Origin of the sequence: Vibrio sp. 10N.222.55.B11 (assembly GCF_041473705.1) — a bacterium.
Lineage (GTDB): Bacteria > Pseudomonadota > Gammaproteobacteria > Enterobacterales > Vibrionaceae > Vibrio > Vibrio crassostreae_C.
Genome location: NZ_JBFRST010000035.1, coordinates 1 through 17428 on the forward strand (window position 1 = coordinate 1; position 17428 = coordinate 17428).

Annotated in this window: 16 protein-coding genes; 6 read left to right on the forward strand and 10 right to left on the reverse strand. The window is 43.9% G+C overall.

Going from position 1 to position 17428, the window contains the following annotated elements:
• Positions 1 to 188: 188 nt before the first annotated feature.
• Both AB4503_RS11995 and AB4503_RS12000 read right to left on the reverse strand, forming a co-directional pair.
• Positions 189 to 392 (reverse strand): CPXCG motif-containing cysteine-rich protein, encoded by a 204-nt coding sequence (locus tag AB4503_RS11995; RefSeq protein WP_171732998.1) that lies wholly within the window; start codon positions 390 to 392, stop codon positions 189 to 191.
• A 63-nt stretch (positions 393 to 455) separates the two neighbouring features.
• The gene (locus AB4503_RS12000) at positions 456 to 1322 is read right to left on the reverse strand and encodes a fructosamine kinase family protein (RefSeq protein ID WP_017059601.1); all 867 of its coding nucleotides are present in this window, start codon (positions 1320 to 1322) and stop codon (positions 456 to 458) included.
• A 585-nt stretch (positions 1323 to 1907) separates the two neighbouring features.
• Between AB4503_RS12000 and AB4503_RS12005 the strand changes: the two genes are divergently transcribed.
• Complete coding sequence (locus AB4503_RS12005) at positions 1908 to 2252, forward strand: DUF3802 family protein (protein ID WP_010440912.1); 345 nt, start codon at positions 1908 to 1910, stop codon at positions 2250 to 2252.
• 107 nt (positions 2253 to 2359) lie between these two features.
• Here the strand turns inward: AB4503_RS12005 and AB4503_RS12010 are convergent, their stop codons facing one another.
• A complete protein-coding gene (locus AB4503_RS12010; RefSeq protein ID WP_065584422.1) occupies positions 2360 to 2845 on the reverse strand; it encodes a C40 family peptidase in 486 nt (161 codons plus the stop codon).
• Positions 2846 to 2949: 104 nt separating this feature from the next.
• On the opposite strand from AB4503_RS12010, the gene AB4503_RS12015 reads away from it, so the two are divergent.
• A complete protein-coding gene (locus tag AB4503_RS12015; protein WP_372114786.1) occupies positions 2950 to 4995 on the forward strand; it encodes a methyl-accepting chemotaxis protein in 2046 nt (681 codons plus the stop codon).
• Between the two features lie 115 nt (positions 4996 to 5110).
• On the opposite strand, the gene AB4503_RS12020 is transcribed toward AB4503_RS12015, so the two are convergent.
• A complete protein-coding gene (locus AB4503_RS12020; protein ID WP_372114787.1) occupies positions 5111 to 5920 on the reverse strand; it encodes a sterol desaturase family protein in 810 nt (269 codons plus the stop codon).
• A 68-nt stretch (positions 5921 to 5988) separates the two neighbouring features.
• Between AB4503_RS12020 and AB4503_RS12025 the strand changes: the two genes are divergently transcribed.
• Together AB4503_RS12025 and nagK are read left to right on the forward strand one after the other, a co-directional pair.
• The gene (locus tag AB4503_RS12025; protein ID WP_372114790.1) at positions 5989 to 6735 is read left to right on the forward strand and encodes a tRNA-uridine aminocarboxypropyltransferase; all 747 of its coding nucleotides are present in this window, start codon (positions 5989 to 5991) and stop codon (positions 6733 to 6735) included.
• A 163-nt stretch (positions 6736 to 6898) separates the two neighbouring features.
• The gene (gene nagK, locus AB4503_RS12030) at positions 6899 to 7807 is read left to right on the forward strand and encodes an N-acetylglucosamine kinase (protein ID WP_050621335.1); all 909 of its coding nucleotides are present in this window, start codon (positions 6899 to 6901) and stop codon (positions 7805 to 7807) included.
• A 189-nt stretch (positions 7808 to 7996) separates the two neighbouring features.
• On the opposite strand, the gene AB4503_RS12035 is transcribed toward nagK, so the two are convergent.
• From AB4503_RS12035 to AB4503_RS12060, 6 genes are all read right to left on the reverse strand, one after another.
• On the reverse strand, positions 7997 to 8263 hold the full coding sequence (locus AB4503_RS12035) for a DUF2960 family protein (protein ID WP_004733780.1): 267 nt from the start codon (positions 8261 to 8263) through the stop codon (positions 7997 to 7999).
• A gap of 282 nt (positions 8264 to 8545) precedes the next feature.
• Positions 8546 to 10363 (reverse strand): bifunctional molybdopterin-guanine dinucleotide biosynthesis adaptor protein MobB/molybdopterin molybdotransferase MoeA, encoded by a 1818-nt coding sequence (locus AB4503_RS12040; protein ID WP_372114794.1) that lies wholly within the window; start codon positions 10361 to 10363, stop codon positions 8546 to 8548.
• Positions 10363 to 10947, reverse strand: coding sequence for a molybdenum cofactor guanylyltransferase MobA (gene mobA / locus AB4503_RS12045; protein WP_004733776.1), 585 nt, complete (start codon positions 10945 to 10947; stop codon positions 10363 to 10365). Before mobA ends, AB4503_RS12040 begins: the two co-directional genes overlap by 1 nt.
• Positions 10925 to 11644, reverse strand: coding sequence for an energy-coupling factor ABC transporter ATP-binding protein (locus AB4503_RS12050; protein ID WP_004733775.1), 720 nt, complete (start codon positions 11642 to 11644; stop codon positions 10925 to 10927). The genes mobA and AB4503_RS12050 overlap by 23 nt, the downstream gene beginning before the upstream one ends.
• 10 nt (positions 11645 to 11654) lie before the next feature.
• The gene (locus AB4503_RS12055; protein ID WP_017068184.1) at positions 11655 to 12353 is read right to left on the reverse strand and encodes an ABC transporter permease; all 699 of its coding nucleotides are present in this window, start codon (positions 12351 to 12353) and stop codon (positions 11655 to 11657) included.
• A gap of 210 nt (positions 12354 to 12563) precedes the next feature.
• On the reverse strand, positions 12564 to 13370 hold the full coding sequence (locus AB4503_RS12060; RefSeq protein WP_017077255.1) for a substrate-binding domain-containing protein: 807 nt from the start codon (positions 13368 to 13370) through the stop codon (positions 12564 to 12566).
• Between the two features lie 303 nt (positions 13371 to 13673).
• On the opposite strand from AB4503_RS12060, the gene AB4503_RS12065 reads away from it, so the two are divergent.
• Both AB4503_RS12065 and AB4503_RS12070 read left to right on the forward strand, forming a co-directional pair.
• On the forward strand, positions 13674 to 15137 hold the full coding sequence (locus AB4503_RS12065) for a sigma-54 dependent transcriptional regulator (protein WP_102510931.1): 1464 nt from the start codon (positions 13674 to 13676) through the stop codon (positions 15135 to 15137).
• On the forward strand, positions 15127 to 17154 hold the full coding sequence (locus AB4503_RS12070) for a cache domain-containing protein (protein ID WP_004733766.1): 2028 nt from the start codon (positions 15127 to 15129) through the stop codon (positions 17152 to 17154). Before AB4503_RS12065 ends, AB4503_RS12070 begins: the two co-directional genes overlap by 11 nt.
• The last annotated feature ends 274 nt before the right edge of the window (positions 17155 to 17428 follow it).

Consider the following 17428-nt stretch of genomic DNA (forward strand, 5'->3'; position numbering starts at 1 on the left):
GCTAGGTTTCCAATCATTAATTATGTTTAGAGCTTGAGAAACATCCATAAAAAAATCCAAGTGCATTAAATACACTTGGATTTTGACAGCTCTGAAGGATCCTTCAACCGATCGCTTTGGCTTTAACTGATCGGCATTAGCACGTGAGGTGCTCTTTTTTGATCATGGTTTAAACGAGAAACTGATTGTCAGAATACTTGTTCATCATCGGCATCAATCGAAAGGTTGATTCTGTCTCTTATTTCGTCAACCTGCATATCCAAATGAATGGCATTGCAACACGCTGGACAATCATCATAGAAGTCTTGGCTACCATTAGATGCATCAAGCGTGATGTTAATACCGTGCCCACAATGCGGACAGGAGACATGTTTCTCTGTGTATTTATGCATGGCAAATTCTCCTCACTGTAACTGATACCAATCGTATTCGGTTATAAACAGCTGTAATTGGTATTAAACGGCCTGTATCTTCTGAATGCATGCTTCAGTGTGTGCTAAATATTCGCCGCCAAATTGATTGCAGTGGTTAAGAAGATGGTACAAGTTGTAAATGTCTTTCCGATCAGTATAGCCAACGTCGAGTGGATTGACGCTCTGGTAACCTTCATAAAACTCTTTAGGGAAACCTTCAAACAATTCAGTTAACGCCAAATCACACTCATGGTCCCCCCAGTAACAAGCAGGGTCGTAGCAAATTGGGCCAAACGCAGAGTTAGCAACATTGCCATTCCAAAGATCCCCATGAAGCAAAGAAGGGCGAGGGTTGTGGCCAGCAAGACGCATATTCACCACATCAACGATGTCATCGATATCACCAAACTCGATGCCTTTCTCTTTGAGCAGTTGCAGTTGGAAACCAATGCGTTGCTCAGAGAAAAAGCGACCCCATTTCTTATGCCAAGGGTTGGGTTGAAGTGTGCTGCCGATATAGTTGTCTTGGTCGCAACCAAACTCTTTTTGCTCGCCCCATTGATGAAGCCGCGCAAGCTGAACGCCGAAATCGAAGCTATTGTTGCCCGTCTCGAGCGGTTTGGTCGGCAAGTAATTCAGAATAATGAACGAGCACTCTTTGGTTTTGCCAATAAGCACCAACTCAGGAACGTAAACAGTGGAGGTTTCTCTTAACAAGCGTAAGTTCTCAGCTTCAATTTCAAACTTAGGTAAAAATTCTCGCTGATTCACTTTCACAAAGTAACGCTCATTACCATCGCTGATCATATAGCAATCGTTAATGTCGCCACCAGAAACCTTGGTACGTTCAGTAATCTGAAAGTTAAATAGAAGAGTATCTGAAAGTTGTTGAGAAATGGCCTGCCACATAGGAAATCCTCAAAGACTGAAAGTTAAAAAGATTGAAGGTTAGAAATACTGTTTGTTTAATAGCAATAGTTTAGGATAAATCTGAACAATTTATAGACGCACTCGTCAATGTTCTTAGCTCTTCTTCATCTTACGTAGAATCAATTGGCCGAATTGTGAACTCGAACTGATTCAAGCTCTTTGAAATACAAACATAAATTGAAAACCTGACGTGATGAAATAGTTTGGAACTGGTCTCACAATCGAAACGGTTTTGAACGCCACAAACTGGAAAAGAGGTTTGAGCTTGTTATTGTCTAGCGACTAAATCAAATGAGCTTTTAGAGTAAGTTGAAAGGGCTATTGTTAACTGGCGCAATACTTTGCTTCAAAGTTTGTCTTACACTTCTTTAGCGTGAATTTACTTATGTCGTAAGTAGGCAGGTATACCACATAAAGCTATATCGATTTAATTTTAAGCTGAAATACTAACTAGGATCATTTAAATGTATTTTTGGGCAATAAAGTGATGACAAATAGCTTCATTTACATAGTATTAGGCAAGTACGTATTAATCTGCTCTAGAGCTTAAAACGGAGAATTATTGTGGTTGTAGAAACCGATGGCTATTTGGCTTTAATCGAGCACCTATCATTCAACCTTGATGTGTTTACCAATAGTAATGGTGATACTGGAAACGAAAGTGTCGAAGACATTGTTACCGACATGATTTCAACAAACATCATGGCTATTTTCGAGCAAAACCCAGAGTTGCATTCGAGCGTTCGTTTTCAACTTTTGAAAGAAGCAGATGCCGTAGTAGCGGATCTTGGTGAAGTATTAGCGGGTGTGTGGGCTAAGAAAGCGACTAACGAACAAATTGTATTCCTCGATGAGTACATCGCGTTAGTGAAGAACCTGTTTGATACTGCTGTTGCTAAATACGATTAACGGTTTGTTTGCTCATTTATCGTCGTAATTAATCAGCATAATAACAACGGGCGTTTAAGTCGTATCTTTCTAGAGTTACCTCGCTCAGCGGTTTATCTTTCGAACCGCTATAAACGCCTAAAGTGCCAAAACTTGGATGCCCAGTAAGGGTTATCTAACCTAGAAATAATGACACCTTTCGATGTCGAGGCATGTAGAAATTGGTTGTTTCCTAAGTAAACGCCTACATGTCGCACCGTCATCGAAGTCTTGAAAAACACCAAGTCACCGCTTGTTGCCTGCCCATACGCAATTTCTTTTCCCTTTTTACTCTGGTCTTTTGTGGTTCTTGGTAGAGCTTGTTGAGTCGCATTTTGCACGGCGATTTGAACAAAAGCAGAGCAATCTATACCTCGAAATGATGTCCCACCGAAATGGTATGGCACACCTTTCCACTGTTCATACACGCTCATATAAGCGTTTGTAGTCAATTGTTCTGATTTTGATAAGGGTCTCTGTGCGGTTTGACTGAGCTGAGAAGGCGATGGTGACGAGCTACAAGCAGCCAATGTTGCTAAAGTTATTGTAACTACAGCCATTTTTCTGATTTTCATATGTAACTCTTCTGACAAAAAACTGAAATAAAAACGTCATCAAGGACTTCTAGTATACGACCTAACTTAAGGATATCTCTTTTCGTAGTCAAACTGGATTTCACATGCCCGACACAAATTTATCAATAAAACCCTCACGTTATACATTCTCGCTCATTCAAACCGTCACTGCTGTATTTATTTCCATTCTTTTACTTGTTACTTTTTTATCAATGGTTAGCATTCGGGGCGTTGAACGGGTCGGGGGACATTTTGATGCACTCTCGGAACAAGCATTACCCCTTGCTCTACATAACGCCGAATTAACGCAAAGCGTATTAGAACAAGTAAAACTTCTCACTTACAGCACCCAATCAACCGACTTAGATACACTGAATGCCACAAGGGGCTCAATTGACCAACTCGCGACAGAGAGCAATACCACGCTAGAGGAACTTCTTTTTATTTCCCAATCTTTTCCTGATGCGATCTCTTTAGAGCAACAACAAATCCTTGTCGATGACATGGCGCAACTGCAAACCATGACCAACACGGTACTGCTGGCGCAGATCGAAATTCAAAGTAAGCAAAATCTGATCGACAGTAAAATGGGCGAGTTCCGTTATGGCGTTGGGTCTATCGGACCAGAAATGAATAGAATCAGCTCATTCTTGGTTGAAGACAACCCAGAAGCGAGCGATGCAGCGAACCGATTTACATCCAGCGCGTCTGCTATGGCGAACACCTTCTTGATGCTGATGATGCAATCTGACATTGATAAAGCACAAGACGAATACCGTCAATTGAGAAACCGAATCGCAGGCCTTAACTTGGCTTACAGCGATTTTGCCGATTGGCACCCAGACATCGCTGAGTTCGCGAGCTTGACGGCGCCTTATGAGATGGTGAAAGAAGGCTTTACAGAAGAAGGCGTAATCAAACAAATCCTCTTGAAACTCGAACTGGTTCAGCAGCAAGAGCAGAACTTAACGCAAGTCATTAACTTAGCGAACACCGTTATTAGCACATTGAATCAGCTGTCTTCTACCGCTTCCCACCTGATTGATGAAAGTGAACTGATTGTAAATCAAACCATCACCAATATTGATCGTGTGTTGTTTATCAGCGGGCTAGTGATTGCTGTAATCATTGTGATTTCATGGTTCGTGTTACGCCGTTGGATGAATAAAGGGCTTAAAAACATTACTCAACAGTTGAGTTCACTGGCAGATCATGACTTCTCTAAGCAGAGCGAATTGCTTGGGCCGCTTGAGCTGCAAGTTATTACTTCAAAACTCAATACGGTTGTTGATTCAACCGCAGATTCGGTTCGTTTAGTAACGCGTAACTGTGAGGCGCTTTACCAAACGGCTGAAGTGAGTCATGACGCTGCAGAACAAACTAATTCGAGCTTGAATGAACAGAACGAATCACTTCAGAATATGATCACCACCATTACTGAACTAGAAGCATCGATTGGTGAGATAGCTCGTATCTCTAACGCGTCGAACGACGATGCACAAATAGCAGAAGATGAATCAGTGAATGGCAGCCAAGTGGTTGGCCTTAACCAACAACGATTACAAGCGCTTGAGCAGTCTCTTAGCATGAGTGAAGAGTCGATGGCTGACTTGGATGGTCGAGTGAAACAGATTCGTGAAATGGTCGACATGATCAGTGGTATCGCTGAAAACACCAACTTGTTGGCATTGAACGCTGCGATAGAAGCGGCGCGAGCAGGTGAACAAGGTCGAGGTTTTGCGGTAGTTGCAGACGAAGTGCGTAAATTGGCGAGCGGCACATCCCAGCAAACCACCAATATTCGTAGCATGATGAACGAACTAGTAGCAGCAGCCGATCGCTCACGTGCTTCTGTAACGGAATCGAGAAGTGAGATGGCCAATGCACTGCAAACCAGTGGTGATGTAAGACAAGCCTTCGAGAAAATCGAATTTGCAGTAAACCAGATCAAAGGGCGTGTTGAGCAAATCATGGTGGCTACCGAAGAACAAGCTCGTGCGACTGTCGATGTAACCCATTCAATCACCCGAGTATCTGAGCAGGGCGAGAATACTAAGCTGCAACTTGAATCTATGATCGAGAGTTCAGAGCAAGTCGGAGAGATAGCAGGGCACCAACAAGCCATGCTTCATAAGTACGTATTGAAGTAAGTGTGTCAACGTCGTCCGGAAGTGGGAATTGCCGCTGAAAGGTGAGAAGCTACGCATATAAAAATGGTGCAATCTCTTATGAGTTTGCGCCATTTTTTATTATTTTCTTGAGGCGTTAGGTCTTGTCTTTCGAATGAGGGAAGGAAGCGAATGGTTGGCGTAACATTAAATCTAGCCGTTGCTCTTTACCATCTTGAATCTCGGGAACACCAATATGCACCTTGTCATGACCAAGCTTGGGTTGGGCGCGGTAAGTCTTAAACCAGATGTCCCACACTGATAAAAAGAAGCCAAAGTTTGAGTGCGTTTCCTTAACAATGACCGAGTGATGAACGCGGTGCATGTCTGGTGTCACAATCACTTTTCTCAATCGTTTATCGAACCATAGCGGAAGACTTGCATTGCTATGGTTAAACATCGCGCTCGCATTAAGAACAATTTCAAAGATCACGACAGCAATGACAGGCACACCTAGCGCGATCACCAAGCTCACTTTGATAAGCATTGAAAGAATCATCTCAATAGGGTGAAAGCGCGTTCCGGTTGTGACATCAATATCAAGGTCCGCATGGTGAACTCGATGTAGCTTCCACAACCAAGGAACACGGTGAAACACCAAGTGCTGTAGGTAAATGGCACAATCCAAGAGCAATACACAAATCAAAATGGTGAGTTCTTTCGGAAGTGACAGGGTAGTGAACAAACCCCATTGATTTTCTTGTGCGATAACCGCCGCTTGGAAGGCTGCGATAGGAATTAAAGTGGCCAATAGAAAGCTGTTCAAAGCAACCAGCGCAAAGTTGTTTCCCCAGCGAAACCATTTGCTTTGAGTCAGTGCTTTACGAGGAAAACGGTATTCCCAAAGCGCACACAGTCCGAAAACGACAATAAAACAAACAAGGCGAAGCAGTGATGGGTCTTGCATGGGAATTCCTTCTATCATTCTAGGGACACTGTAAGTACAATCGTGCCACTTTTCTAGATTTATCGTTATTGTCCATGAGAATCCACGCTTTTCACCGTTTATATCAACACCGTTTGTCTCTTTCTACCAAGCCGTTTAACGCGCGCGGGTGTAAAGTGGTTCGATGTGAGTTCTGTAAAATCAAACAAGACAGCTGTATCTGTGAACATCAACCAGACGTAAATACGAACGTCGCGACCATGTTGATCTTATCGGACAATGAAATACTCAAGCCAAGTAATACCGGCCGTTTAATCCTTGATACCGTTAAAGACAGCTATGCCTACCTTTGGCACCGCACTGAACCGAATCAAGAGATGATTGAGGTGCTGAAAGACGATAAATATCAGCCAGTCGTAGTCTTTCCTGAAGATTATACCGATGACAAATCGCGCGTGGTTGCAGACCTTGGTGAGATGCGAGATTCGAACAAGACGTTGCTGCTGATTTTTATTGATGGCAGTTGGCGTGAAGCACGACGTATCTTCCGTCGTTCAGAGTATCTGCAAGATTTACCCGTGTTGTCGATTGAACCAGAATCGGTTTCGCAATACATGATGCGTAAGTCAGACAACGAACAACATCTTTCGACTGCAGAAGTGGCGAGCTTGGTTTTGAAACAGGCAGGTGAAGAGCAGGGCGCTCAGACTTTACAGTTGTGGTTTGAGACATTTCGCGAAAGCTACATGCTAAGCAAGACGCGTTATAAGTCCGATCCAACCAAACCAAGCCTGAACGCTTTCATAGAGCACACTAAAAATGAGACGTCACTCTAACCTTTAACCGCTTTGTGCTGACTTGTTGTTCAAACAGATTCGAACACGAGATAAGTTTGTTATCTATCACGGTTTGTAGGGGGAGTGTTATGGATAATGCTTCCTAGATGTTTAGTTTGAAAAATTTATTTGCCCGAATTTAGGGAAAAATTGGAGAGATTTCATGTATTACGGCTTCGATGTTGGCGGCACAAAAATTGAATTTGGTGCGTTCAATGAAAAACTTGAGCGAGTAGCAACAGAACGCGTACCAACGCCTACTGAAGATTATCAACTGCTACTTGATACGATTGCCGGTTTGGTAAAGAAGTACGACAACGAATTTTCTTGCGAAGGTAAAATTGGTCTTGGTCTTCCTGGTATGGAAGATGCTGACGACGGCACAATGCTGGTTGTTAACGTGCCAGCTTCAACGGGGAAACCACTACGTAAAGACCTAGAAGCGCTTATTGGTCGTAGTGTGAAAATTGAAAATGATGCGAACTGTTTTGCGCTTTCAGAAGCGTGGGATGACGAGCTTAAAGACGAACCATCAGTAGCAGGCCTAATTCTAGGTACTGGTTTTGGTGGCGGTTTAGTTTACGAAGGAAAAGTGTTCTCTGGTCGTAACCACGTTGCTGGTGAACTGGGCCATATGCGTCTTCCTATTGATGCTTGGTTCCACCTTGGCGACAACGCACCGTTACTAGGCTGTGGTTGTGGCAAGAAAGGTTGTCTAGACAGCTACCTATCAGGTCGTGGCTTTGAATTGATTTACGAGCACTACTTCGGTGAGAAGAAGAAAGCGATCGAGATCATTCAAGCGTACAACGAAGGTGAAGCAAAAGCGGCTGAGCACGTTGATCGTTTCATGGAGCTATTGGCTATCTGTTTCGCGAACCTGTTTACCGGTCTTGATCCACACGTAGTTGCATTGGGCGGCGGTCTTTCAAACTTCGAACTTATCTACGAAGAGATGCCAAAACGTATCCCTAAATACCTACTGTCTGTAGCGAAATGTCCAAAGATCATCAAAGCGAAGCACGGTGATTCAGGCGGCGTGCGTGGTGCTGCATTCCTTAACATTAAGTAGTCGTGGCTTAAGTTAAGCTAGCTAAGGTTAGATAGTTAAAAGCACAAACAAAAATGCCGCAATCTCAAAATAGGTTGCGGCATTTTTTATTGTTCGGTGTTTTCGTTTCTTTAGCTCTTAACTTCTTAGCTCTCAAGTGCAAACGAAAAGCTAGAAACTACAGATCGACAAAAAAAGAAACCAGAGGGCTTACTTCTTCTTTTTACCAACACCAAGGTTGTCTTTTTGCTTCAACGTAAGCTTAGTAAAGCCTAGCTTACGGAAATAGTTGTCTTGGTAGTTACGAACCGCTTTAGTATCAGAAATAAACTCAAGCTGTTGCTCAGTTTTTAGATACTCAGTGATGTCGATACCTTCAGCTGCAGCGACGGCTTCTTGGATCGTGCGGTGTTCTTGTTTCGAAAACAGTAACTCTTTGTCTTCGTCTTTGTAAGTGTACAGAATGGTACGAGCCATGGTGCTCTCCAATAGAATTATTACTTTGCGCGCACTCTACATAAAAACAGTACGTGGCTCAAGGTTATGATAAAAAATCTTAAGATTATCGTTCTTCAGGCTTATCGCTATTTAAGCTTTTCGTCTTTTAAGGAACGAACAGGTTGTCTTTTACAAAACGAACAGAAAAGAAAGCCCCATAACATCGAAAGCTCGATAGAAGGGGCTTCATCTATGTTTTGGCAAAGAGCTTCTAAGTCAATTAAAAAGCGGCCAAGTCAATTTAGGTGTTTGAGCTTTGAATCAAACGCGACCTTGTAGCGGAATGATCGTCACTGTCTCGCCAACTTTCACCGTATCAACCGCGGGCGAGATTTCGATTAAGCAGTTCGCTTCGCTCATTGAACGTAAAATACCTGAACCTTGCTTACCGGTTGTTTTCACTTCAAGTACGCCTGATTCGTTCATTGAGAACACACCACGGCTGAACTCAGTACGACCTTGACGAGAACGTAATTGCTCAGTTGCTATCGCGTTCGCTTTCACTGGCGTCCAGTTCGTTTGACCTTGTAGCTTGCGGATCGCGGGTTCTACAAAGTTAATGAATGACACCATCACGGCTACTGGGTTGCCAGGTAAACCGAAGAAAGGTTTGTCTTCAATTTTGCCGTAAGCAAGAGGGCGACCCGGACGCATATTGATACGCCAGAAGTTGATTTCACCCAGCTTATCTAACGCAAGCTTGATGTAATCCGCATCACCAACAGATACACCACCAGAAGTCAGAACCATGTCGGTCTCTAACGACGCAGAGTGCAGCACGTCCATCATCTTCTGCTCATCATCTTCAATGATGCCGTAATCTACGATGTCACAGCCAAGCTTTTGAAGCATGCCGATAATAGTAAAACGATTTGAGTCATAGATAGAGTTTGGTTTTTGCTCGCTGCCCGGTGCTTGAACTTCATCACCCGTGGAGAACACACCCACTTTAACTTTACGCAGAACAGGGCAGGCACCAAAACCTAACGACGCCATCATGCCCATTTCAGGTGCTTCGATGCGTGTACCACGTGTAAAGACAGGTTGGCCGATTTCTAAATCTTCACCAGCCATACGGACATTTTGTCCAATTGAGATTTTCGCACCTGGGAAGCTAACCTTATCGCCATCTTGGACGGCTTGCTCGCGCATCACAACAACATCAACGCCTTCAGGCATTGGTGCACCCGTCATGATCTTAACGGCTTCACCTTGTTGAACAGTTTGCTCGTAGCTGTGACCAGCCATAACTTCAGCAACCAGTTGGTAACTATCCAGTTCTAAATCTTCACTACGAATTGCGTAGCCGTCCATTGCTGAGTTGGTGTTTTGAGGCACATTGATTGGCGAGATTATATCTTCAGCCAAAACACGACCGTAGCCCTGCAATAGTTCAACACTCTCTGTGAGATCAAGCGCGTCAATGCTATCAACAATCTTTTGTTGGCCTTGAGTAACGGTTAAACCAGCAGGAGAGAACGAATCACAACACACTGCGGGCGCAGCGTCTTTTGAAGATGAGCATGACACGGCTTTGCCTGCTGTTGAGGAAAGGTCAAAGGACTGTGCGTAATTGATGATGAAATCACGAATCGCTTCTAAGTCGCTGATCGCCATTTGTGGCAGCTCTGATTCAACTTGGATGTCTGCCGCGATAGCAATAATGTTGTTATCGTTCGGGTACAACCAAGGTTTACCGACTTCATCTCTGTGCAATTCAATTTTAGGGAAGGCGATGTTTTTACAGCCTTCAACCAGAATCAAGTCCAGCGTGTTGGTATCGAAACGTGTCAGAAGGTAATCAAAATTAGCTTCGGCTTCTGGCGTTTCTGTCATCATCACGTGACGATTACGCGATGCAATCAGCATTTGGTTTGCGCCCGCTTTACGTAAACGGTAGCTGTCTTTACCCGGCTTATCGACATCAAAATCGTGGTGAGCATGTTTTAACACACCCACTTTTAAACCCGCATTAGTCAGCAGAGGCAGTAACGCTTCAAGTACCGTTGTTTTACCTGTCCCGCTATAAGCAGCAAAGCCCAATAGAGGAAGGTTAGGGCGTTGTTTTGAATCTTTCATTATTGAAGCGTTCCGAATTGGGTGAGTTCTTCTGGCGTGTTCAGATTAACAAAGCAGTTAGGAGAATCGCTGAAATCAACGTATTCGGTAACACATTCTTTGTATAGCAAGATGATTTTACGATCACCACGTTCCAAAAACGCTTCTAGCTTTGGCAGAACACGTTTGTGGAATAGGGTGAATACAGGTTGCTTAAATTCGCCATCATGCGCGACAAGAATGTCACTGTCTTCTTTAACTGCAGAACAAAAACGCTCAACAAGGTCGTCACTGATTTGTGGGCTGTCGCAAGGGACAAAGCCGACCCAGTCTGTACTCGCGTTTTTAAGGCCAGCATGAATGCCGCCCAATGGACCTGGATAGTCAGGGAAGGAATCGGAAACAACCGGAGCAAATGCTTGGTAACTGTCTAAGTTACGGTTGGCATTGATGGTGATGCTGACATCTTGTTGTGACAGCTTGTTTATAACGTATTGAATAAGCGGAGAACCGTTGAGCTCAACAAGTCCTTTATCTTTTCCGCCCATGCGGCTGGCCTGTCCGCCAGCCAAAATAACCCAACTAGTTTGCGTTGGAAGCAGCATAAATATTCTCTTGTGCTTTATCTTTCTGAATAACTTGCAGAAGCGGCGATTCGGTCAAAGTATTGTCTTTGATCCACCATTGCTTCTTACATAAGTCGGTTAACGCGTTAGTTTGGTGACTAGTGATGACTAAACTCGCGCCTCTTTGAAGAAGATCTTCGGCCATTATCACCAATCTTTCAATAGATTCTTTGTCTAAAGAGGCACTTGGTTCATCCATAAGCAAGATTGACGGCTTAAGAATCCAGGCTCGTGCCATTGCAACGCGTTGACGCTCACCACCAGACAACACAGAAATGTGTTCATCTGCCAAGGTTTCTAAACCTACCATTCTCAGCGCATTAATTATTTGAGCTCGCTTATCTTTTTGGCTCTCTTTGTTAAAGCGAATGCCATAAGCGACATTTTGGTACACCGAACCATCAAAAAGATAGGGGGTTTGATGCAGGTAGATAATGTCTTTGAACTTGAGCCTAGGGAATAAGATCTGCTGCCAGCTTTGTGTCGGAGACTGAATGCGGCCAGAGCTTGGCTGAATCAGTCCAGACAATATTTTAAGTAGGGTCGTTTTACCCACACCATTATCTCCTTTGAGATAAATGGCATCGTTGGGACCGATCGACAATTCAGGGATATGGAACAAAACACGCTCTTTGTAGCGCATTGAAATTTGCTGCGTTGTTATTTTTATACTCATGACAGCGTTCCTAAGTTCTTAAATAGCCTTTTCCTCTCACACTGGAAAGGAAAAAGTTAAGGGCTAATGCCAATGCTAATAACACCATACCGAGGGCGACGCCTTGAGCGAATGCGCCTTTGTGGCTTTCCATAGCGATAGCTGTTGGGATGTTTCTTGTCATCCCCATAATGTTGCCACCGACCATCATTGAACAACCAACCTCAGTGACGATACGAGAGAAGGCAGCGATAGTTGCAGCTAAAAGAGGGAAGCGCGTTTCCCAAATTAACGTACACGCCACACGAGTCGTTGATACGCCAAGCGTGCGCGCCGTTTCAACCGCTCGGCGGTCACTGGCTTGGAGAGCGCCGTGCATCATCGCGACTAGGATTGGGAAACAGATCAGCATCTGACCTAGAATCATCGCCTTTTGGGTGAACAGTAATTCCCAATCACCGAGTGGGCCAGAACGAGAGAGCATCATGTACATCAACAAACCGATAACCACGGTTGGGATAGCTTGCAGGGTGTTGATCACCGATAACAATGCCCACTTCCCGGGGAACTCAGTATAAGCCAATAAGAAAGCCATAAGGATTGCAGGAACAATCACTAATGAGATGGCGGACAAAGATACGCTGAAGGATACCGCGACGATTTTCCACAATTCGTGGTCAAAACTCACTAGTAGGTTCATTGCATCAATCGTTGTTTGCCATAGGGTCATGAAGTATCTCGTGTGAATCGATAATAGATCTTTATCGGTAATGACTGATGTTAATCATAGCTGACACAAACTATTTGAGCTTGAATTGGCCAGCTATTGTTTTTAAGAGTGTTTCGTTAACTGTTTAGCTAAGTGTAGTGCTTGTTGGTTTTGACTACACCTTCAACGCTACGCTTTACTTACAAGCAACGACTCATTGCTTACAATCAGCTATTCTGCGCTCGCAACAAACAGCTGTTTGCCGTGCAGTTTAAAGTCGTTAATCAGTTTCTGACCTTTAGGGTTAACCAGCCAATCACTGAATACTTTCGCAGCTTGGTAGTTGATGCTCGGGTAGCGTTCTGGGTTAACAAGAATCACTTGGTAAGGGTTAAACAGGTTTTTGTCACCTTGGAAAAGGATTTTAAGATCCAATTTGTTTTGGTAAGCCAACCAAGTACCACGGTCTGTCATGGTGTAGCCTTGCATCTCTGACGCCATGTTCAAAGTAGGGCCCATGCCTTGACCAACACTGCGATAACCACCGAAGTTTGGTTCCATTTTAGTTTGTGCCCAAATACCCATCTCTTTCTTATGAGTACCAGAGTCGTCACCACGAGAAACAAAGGTCACGTTATTGTTCGCGATTGCTTTGAACACATCAGTCACTGCTTTTTGAGATTCAATCTTCGCTGGATCGCTTTGAGGACCAACAATGACAAAGTCGTTGTACATCAGCTTGCGAGGTAGAACCCCGTAACCTTGCTCAACGAAATTCGCTTCAGCCTTTGGTGCGTGAGTCATCACTAGGTCTACATCGCCATTCTCACCCATGCGAAGTGATTTACCTGTACCCGCCGCTAGAACATCAACTTTGATACCAGAATCTTTTTCGAACTCAGGTAATAAGTAGTCAAGTAGACCTGAGTGGTAGGTACTTGTGGTTGTCGCCAATTTGATATGGGTGGTGTCTTCCGCGCTGCTAGCCGTGTAACTGACGATAGATAGAGCTGCAATAGTTAGGGGAATTGCTTTCATTATTATTATGTCCATTCTGTTATAAATGAATGACATGCCTTCAGTTTTAAAGGGCTCAAAAAAGGGCATGTGCATAAGACGCTAATTGTTGTAATTAGAAATCTACACCTTATAAGCAATCTTAATGCCAATAAATCATGCATCAGATCTCATTAAATTGCTGTTATTTCGGACAAAACTGCGTCATTTAGCCCTCTAAAATGAATCAAAACATGAGCTAGGACAAAATGTCGCACATTGTCCCTGTTGCACAAAAGGTTAATTGGTACACTCTGTCCCAACTTTCCCCACCGGCTAATCATTATGTCTTCACCTAGTTCATCTGCACCTAACCTCAATCCGAACACATTGACTCAATATCAAGCGTTTTCCGTCTTGGTTGTGGATGATGAAATGGGTATGCAGGCTATTTTAAAGAAAGCTCTGGGTAAGTTCTTTGGCAAGGTATCGAGTGCAGGGTCGGTTGAAGAAGCCGAAATACTGCGTTCGAGCGAACATTTTGATCTGATTGTTCTTGATATCAACCTGCCAGGTCGGTCTGGTATTGAGTGGGAAGAGGCGTTTAACGACAACGACAAACGTGCCGATGTGATTTTCATGACAGGTTATGCTGATTTAGAGATGACTATATCCGCGCTTAAGCTTGGTGCTTCAGATTTTATTCTTAAGCCGTTCAACCTCGAACAAATGATACAAGCGGTTCTGCGTTGTATGGACAAGCGCCTTGACCAAAGAATGCAGTACGCGTTGAAGCGCGATGTTAGCCGTCATATCAAGACCGAATTGATCGGCAATTCAGACAAGACTAAACAGCTCAAATTGCTGATCAGTCAATTTGCACCGTCAAGAGCATCAGTTCTTATAGAAGGTGAGTCGGGTACGGGTAAAGAGTTAGTTGCTCGTGGTGTACATGAAGCCAGCAAGCGTAGCGGCCCATTTGTACCAATCAACTGTGGTGCAATTGCGCCTGAACTTTTAGAAAGCGAATTGTTTGGCCACACGTCTGGTGCCTTTACTGGTGCGAAGAAAAACCGTGAAGGTCTGTTCAGAGTCGCAAGTGGCGGCACCTTGTTCCTAGATGAAATAGGTGAAATGCCACTGCCAATGCAAGCAGCGCTGTTACGTGTGTTAGAGCAACGTACTATTCGTCCAGTTGGCAGTGAGAAAGAGATCGCTGTCGATGTACGTGTCGTCGCAGCAACAAACCGAAACCTTCAAGAAGAGGTCGATAAAGGCCACTTCCGTCGCGATCTGTTCTACCGACTCAATGTACTTAAGATTGATGTTGTGCCATTGAGAGAACGACCGTCTGATCTGATAGAGCTTGTTCCATACTTCACTCGTCTTTTATCTAGTGAACTGGGTATGCCGGTTCCAAACTGGGCACATGAAGATATCTTGGCAATGAATGAATACGAATGGCCGGGCAATATCCGCGAACTTAAGAACTTAGTCGAAAGATGCATTCTTTTAGACAAGCCACCAGCACACTATTGGCGAGAAGTGAATGGTGATCCAGCCCCAACCAGCATTTCAGTGACGGTGTCACATGGGGCGGAAATACCAAACTTGAATAATGTAGACGCAGCTGAGGGTTACCCGAACACTTGGACACTCAAAGAAGTCGAGAAATCTCACATAGAACAACTGGTGAGTTTTCATGATGGCAATAAATCTGCAGCAGCGAGAGATCTCGGTGTGGCGCGTAAAACACTAGAGCGTAAGTACAAAGAATGGAACACAGAAGGCTCTGAATATGCCGATTAGACGTCATTGGTGGACAAAGTGGGCGTTCCGGTTCAAAACCATGGTGCGTTATCGCCTGCTATTTCTAACATCCGCTCCCATCATTCTTACTTTGTGTGCGCTTGTCGCTATAACACTGTATTGGTCAGTACATTACACGTGGCAGGGTGCTCTGATTGATGTCGATGAGCGTTTGGATGTTGCCGACAACAGTATCCATTTAATTCAGAACCAACAGGCCTATAACGTTCAAGCATTTGCTGAGTCTTACAACTTCCGAATCAAACTCACGAGTGATATTTCGAAAGAAGAGCTCACACGTTGGGTTTCAGAAAACAAATCTCGCTATGAACTCGATTTTCTACGCTGGCGTAGCGTCGAGAGCATGGAGAAAAAGCTTGAATACCTCAACCTGACACACAAAGAATCGTTCTTTAGTGTATTGAGCCAAAACGAACTCAACGATTTAGACCAAAACCTTGCCAGGCAAGCCGAAGTCCCAATGCTCAATAGTCAAAATGTTGAAACTCGAGGTTTAGTTAGCCGCACCGTTGTGTCGATTCGTGACAAGAATGATCATGTAATTGGTTTTCTTGATGGCGGGATCCTCCTTAATAACAGCACACAGTTAGTTGATCAGATCAGCAATCTCATTTATCCGCAACGCGAGGGCTTTAATCGCCGCATTGGTACCGTCACTGTGTTCCTTGATGACCTACGTGTCAGCACTAATGTACCGTTGAGCAGCGAAGAAAGTGCAGGGCGCGCAATTGGTACTCGTGTTTCTCACGAGGTTCATTCTAAAGTATTGAATGAAGGCAAAGAGTGGCTAGATAGAGCGTATGTTTACGACGCTTGGTACATCACTGCGTATCAACCGATTCATGACCAATTCGATAACGTCATCGGCATGCTCTATACCGGTTATCTGATTTGGCCATTGGTGGAAACGTACTTAACCAACCTTGGTGAAATCAGCATTACGATTGTGTTGTTGTTACTGGCTTCTGGTTTGATCGTTCACCGTGGTGCGCGTGATCTTTTCAACCCAATTGAACGCATTCACAAAGTGGTGAAGCTAGTCCAGATGGGGCAAGACAAGCGAATTGGTACTCTTGGTTTGAACGATCAACACGAGCTGACTTTGCTCGCTAAACAATTCGATAAGATGTTGGATTTGCTGCACGAACGTAATCAAGAGATCCAACAAGCCGCTTCAGAACTCGAATGTAAGGTTCATTCTCGTACTGCTAGCTTGAAAGAGAAAACCGAAGAACTCGAACTGCATATCAAACTATTAAACCAAGCTCGAGACAAGCTGGTGGTCAACGAAAAGTTAGCCGCGCTAGGCGAATTAACCGCGGGCATTGCCCATGAGATTAATAATCCGACAGCGGTGATTCTTGGCAATGTCGAATTAATGAAGTTTGAACTCGGTGATGAAGTCGCTCGTGTAGACGAAGAAGTCCACGCCATCATGGAACAGATCGACCGAATTCGAAATATCACACGAAGCCTGCTTCAATATAGCCGTCATGGCGGTGTACAAGATGAGATCACTTGGCAACACATTAATCCAATCGTGGATGAAAGTATTACGCTCGTAAAAACAGGCGCGAAAAAGAAAGGCATTGTCTACGTATCACAACTGCATGCTAAAACGTCTGTGGAAGTTAATCGAAACCAACTTTTGCAGATTTTGGTTAACCTACAGATGAACGCGATTCATGCCATGGACGGACAGGGCACATTGACTATCTCAAGTGAAGACTGGGTGGAGAATGGCGTGTCTCATGGTGCAATCGTTCATGTTCAAGATGAAGGGTGTGGTATCAAAGAAGAACAATTGAAACGCATCTTTTCACCTTTCTACACCACCAAACGTGACGGTACAGGCTTAGGCTTATCAGTATCTCAAAGTATCTTGAGCCAAACGGGTGGCGAGATCCGAGTTGAATCTGAGGTAGGCAAAGGAAGTCGCTTTAGCATCTATCTTCAACAAAAGGCCACACCGCAGTTGTTGGTGTCTAACCTATAATTTTTTTAGCTTTAAGCTCGAATCGAATCCAACCATATTATCACCTGATAATATTTCTACTGCGCTTGGGCTGTTACATGAACGTTTCAGCCCAAGCACGAAAATCCTGCACTACTAAACTATCGCCAACTAAATCTCAACCTCTGACTGTTTGACGAGCACCTCTTTTTGAATATGTAACACAGTGTATATCTTTTGATCTTGATGCATATCATCTGAACTGTACGGATTTTTGATACATTGACCCCAAATTCATAATCAAAAAATATAATAA

What these genes read in the sequence shown, in the direction of transcription:
- AB4503_RS11995 (WP_171732998.1), bottom strand. Translation starts at nt 392, where the DNA reads ATGCATAAATACACAGAGAAACATGTCTCCTGTCCGCATTGTGGGCAC.
- AB4503_RS12000 (WP_017059601.1), bottom strand. Translation starts at nt 1,322, where the DNA reads ATGTGGCAGGCCATTTCTCAACAACTTTCAGATACTCTTCTATTTAAC.
- AB4503_RS12010 (WP_065584422.1), bottom strand. Translation starts at nt 2,845, where the DNA reads ATGAAAATCAGAAAAATGGCTGTAGTTACAATAACTTTAGCAACATTG.
- AB4503_RS12015 (WP_372114786.1), top strand. Translation starts at nt 2,950, where the DNA reads ATGCCCGACACAAATTTATCAATAAAACCCTCACGTTATACATTCTCG.
- AB4503_RS12020 (WP_372114787.1), bottom strand. Translation starts at nt 5,920, where the DNA reads ATGCAAGACCCATCACTGCTTCGCCTTGTTTGTTTTATTGTCGTTTTC.
- nagK (WP_050621335.1), top strand. Translation starts at nt 6,899, where the DNA reads ATGTATTACGGCTTCGATGTTGGCGGCACAAAAATTGAATTTGGTGCG.
- AB4503_RS12035 (WP_004733780.1), bottom strand. Translation starts at nt 8,263, where the DNA reads ATGGCTCGTACCATTCTGTACACTTACAAAGACGAAGACAAAGAGTTA.
- AB4503_RS12040 (WP_372114794.1), bottom strand. Translation starts at nt 10,363, where the DNA reads ATGAAAGATTCAAAACAACGCCCTAACCTTCCTCTATTGGGCTTTGCT.
- mobA (WP_004733776.1), bottom strand. Translation starts at nt 10,947, where the DNA reads ATGCTGCTTCCAACGCAAACTAGTTGGGTTATTTTGGCTGGCGGACAG.
- AB4503_RS12050 (WP_004733775.1), bottom strand. Translation starts at nt 11,644, where the DNA reads ATGAGTATAAAAATAACAACGCAGCAAATTTCAATGCGCTACAAAGAG.
- AB4503_RS12055 (WP_017068184.1), bottom strand. Translation starts at nt 12,353, where the DNA reads ATGACCCTATGGCAAACAACGATTGATGCAATGAACCTACTAGTGAGT.
- AB4503_RS12060 (WP_017077255.1), bottom strand. Translation starts at nt 13,370, where the DNA reads ATGAAAGCAATTCCCCTAACTATTGCAGCTCTATCTATCGTCAGTTAC.
- AB4503_RS12065 (WP_102510931.1), top strand. Translation starts at nt 13,674, where the DNA reads ATGTCTTCACCTAGTTCATCTGCACCTAACCTCAATCCGAACACATTG.
- AB4503_RS12070 (WP_004733766.1), top strand. Translation starts at nt 15,127, where the DNA reads ATGCCGATTAGACGTCATTGGTGGACAAAGTGGGCGTTCCGGTTCAAA.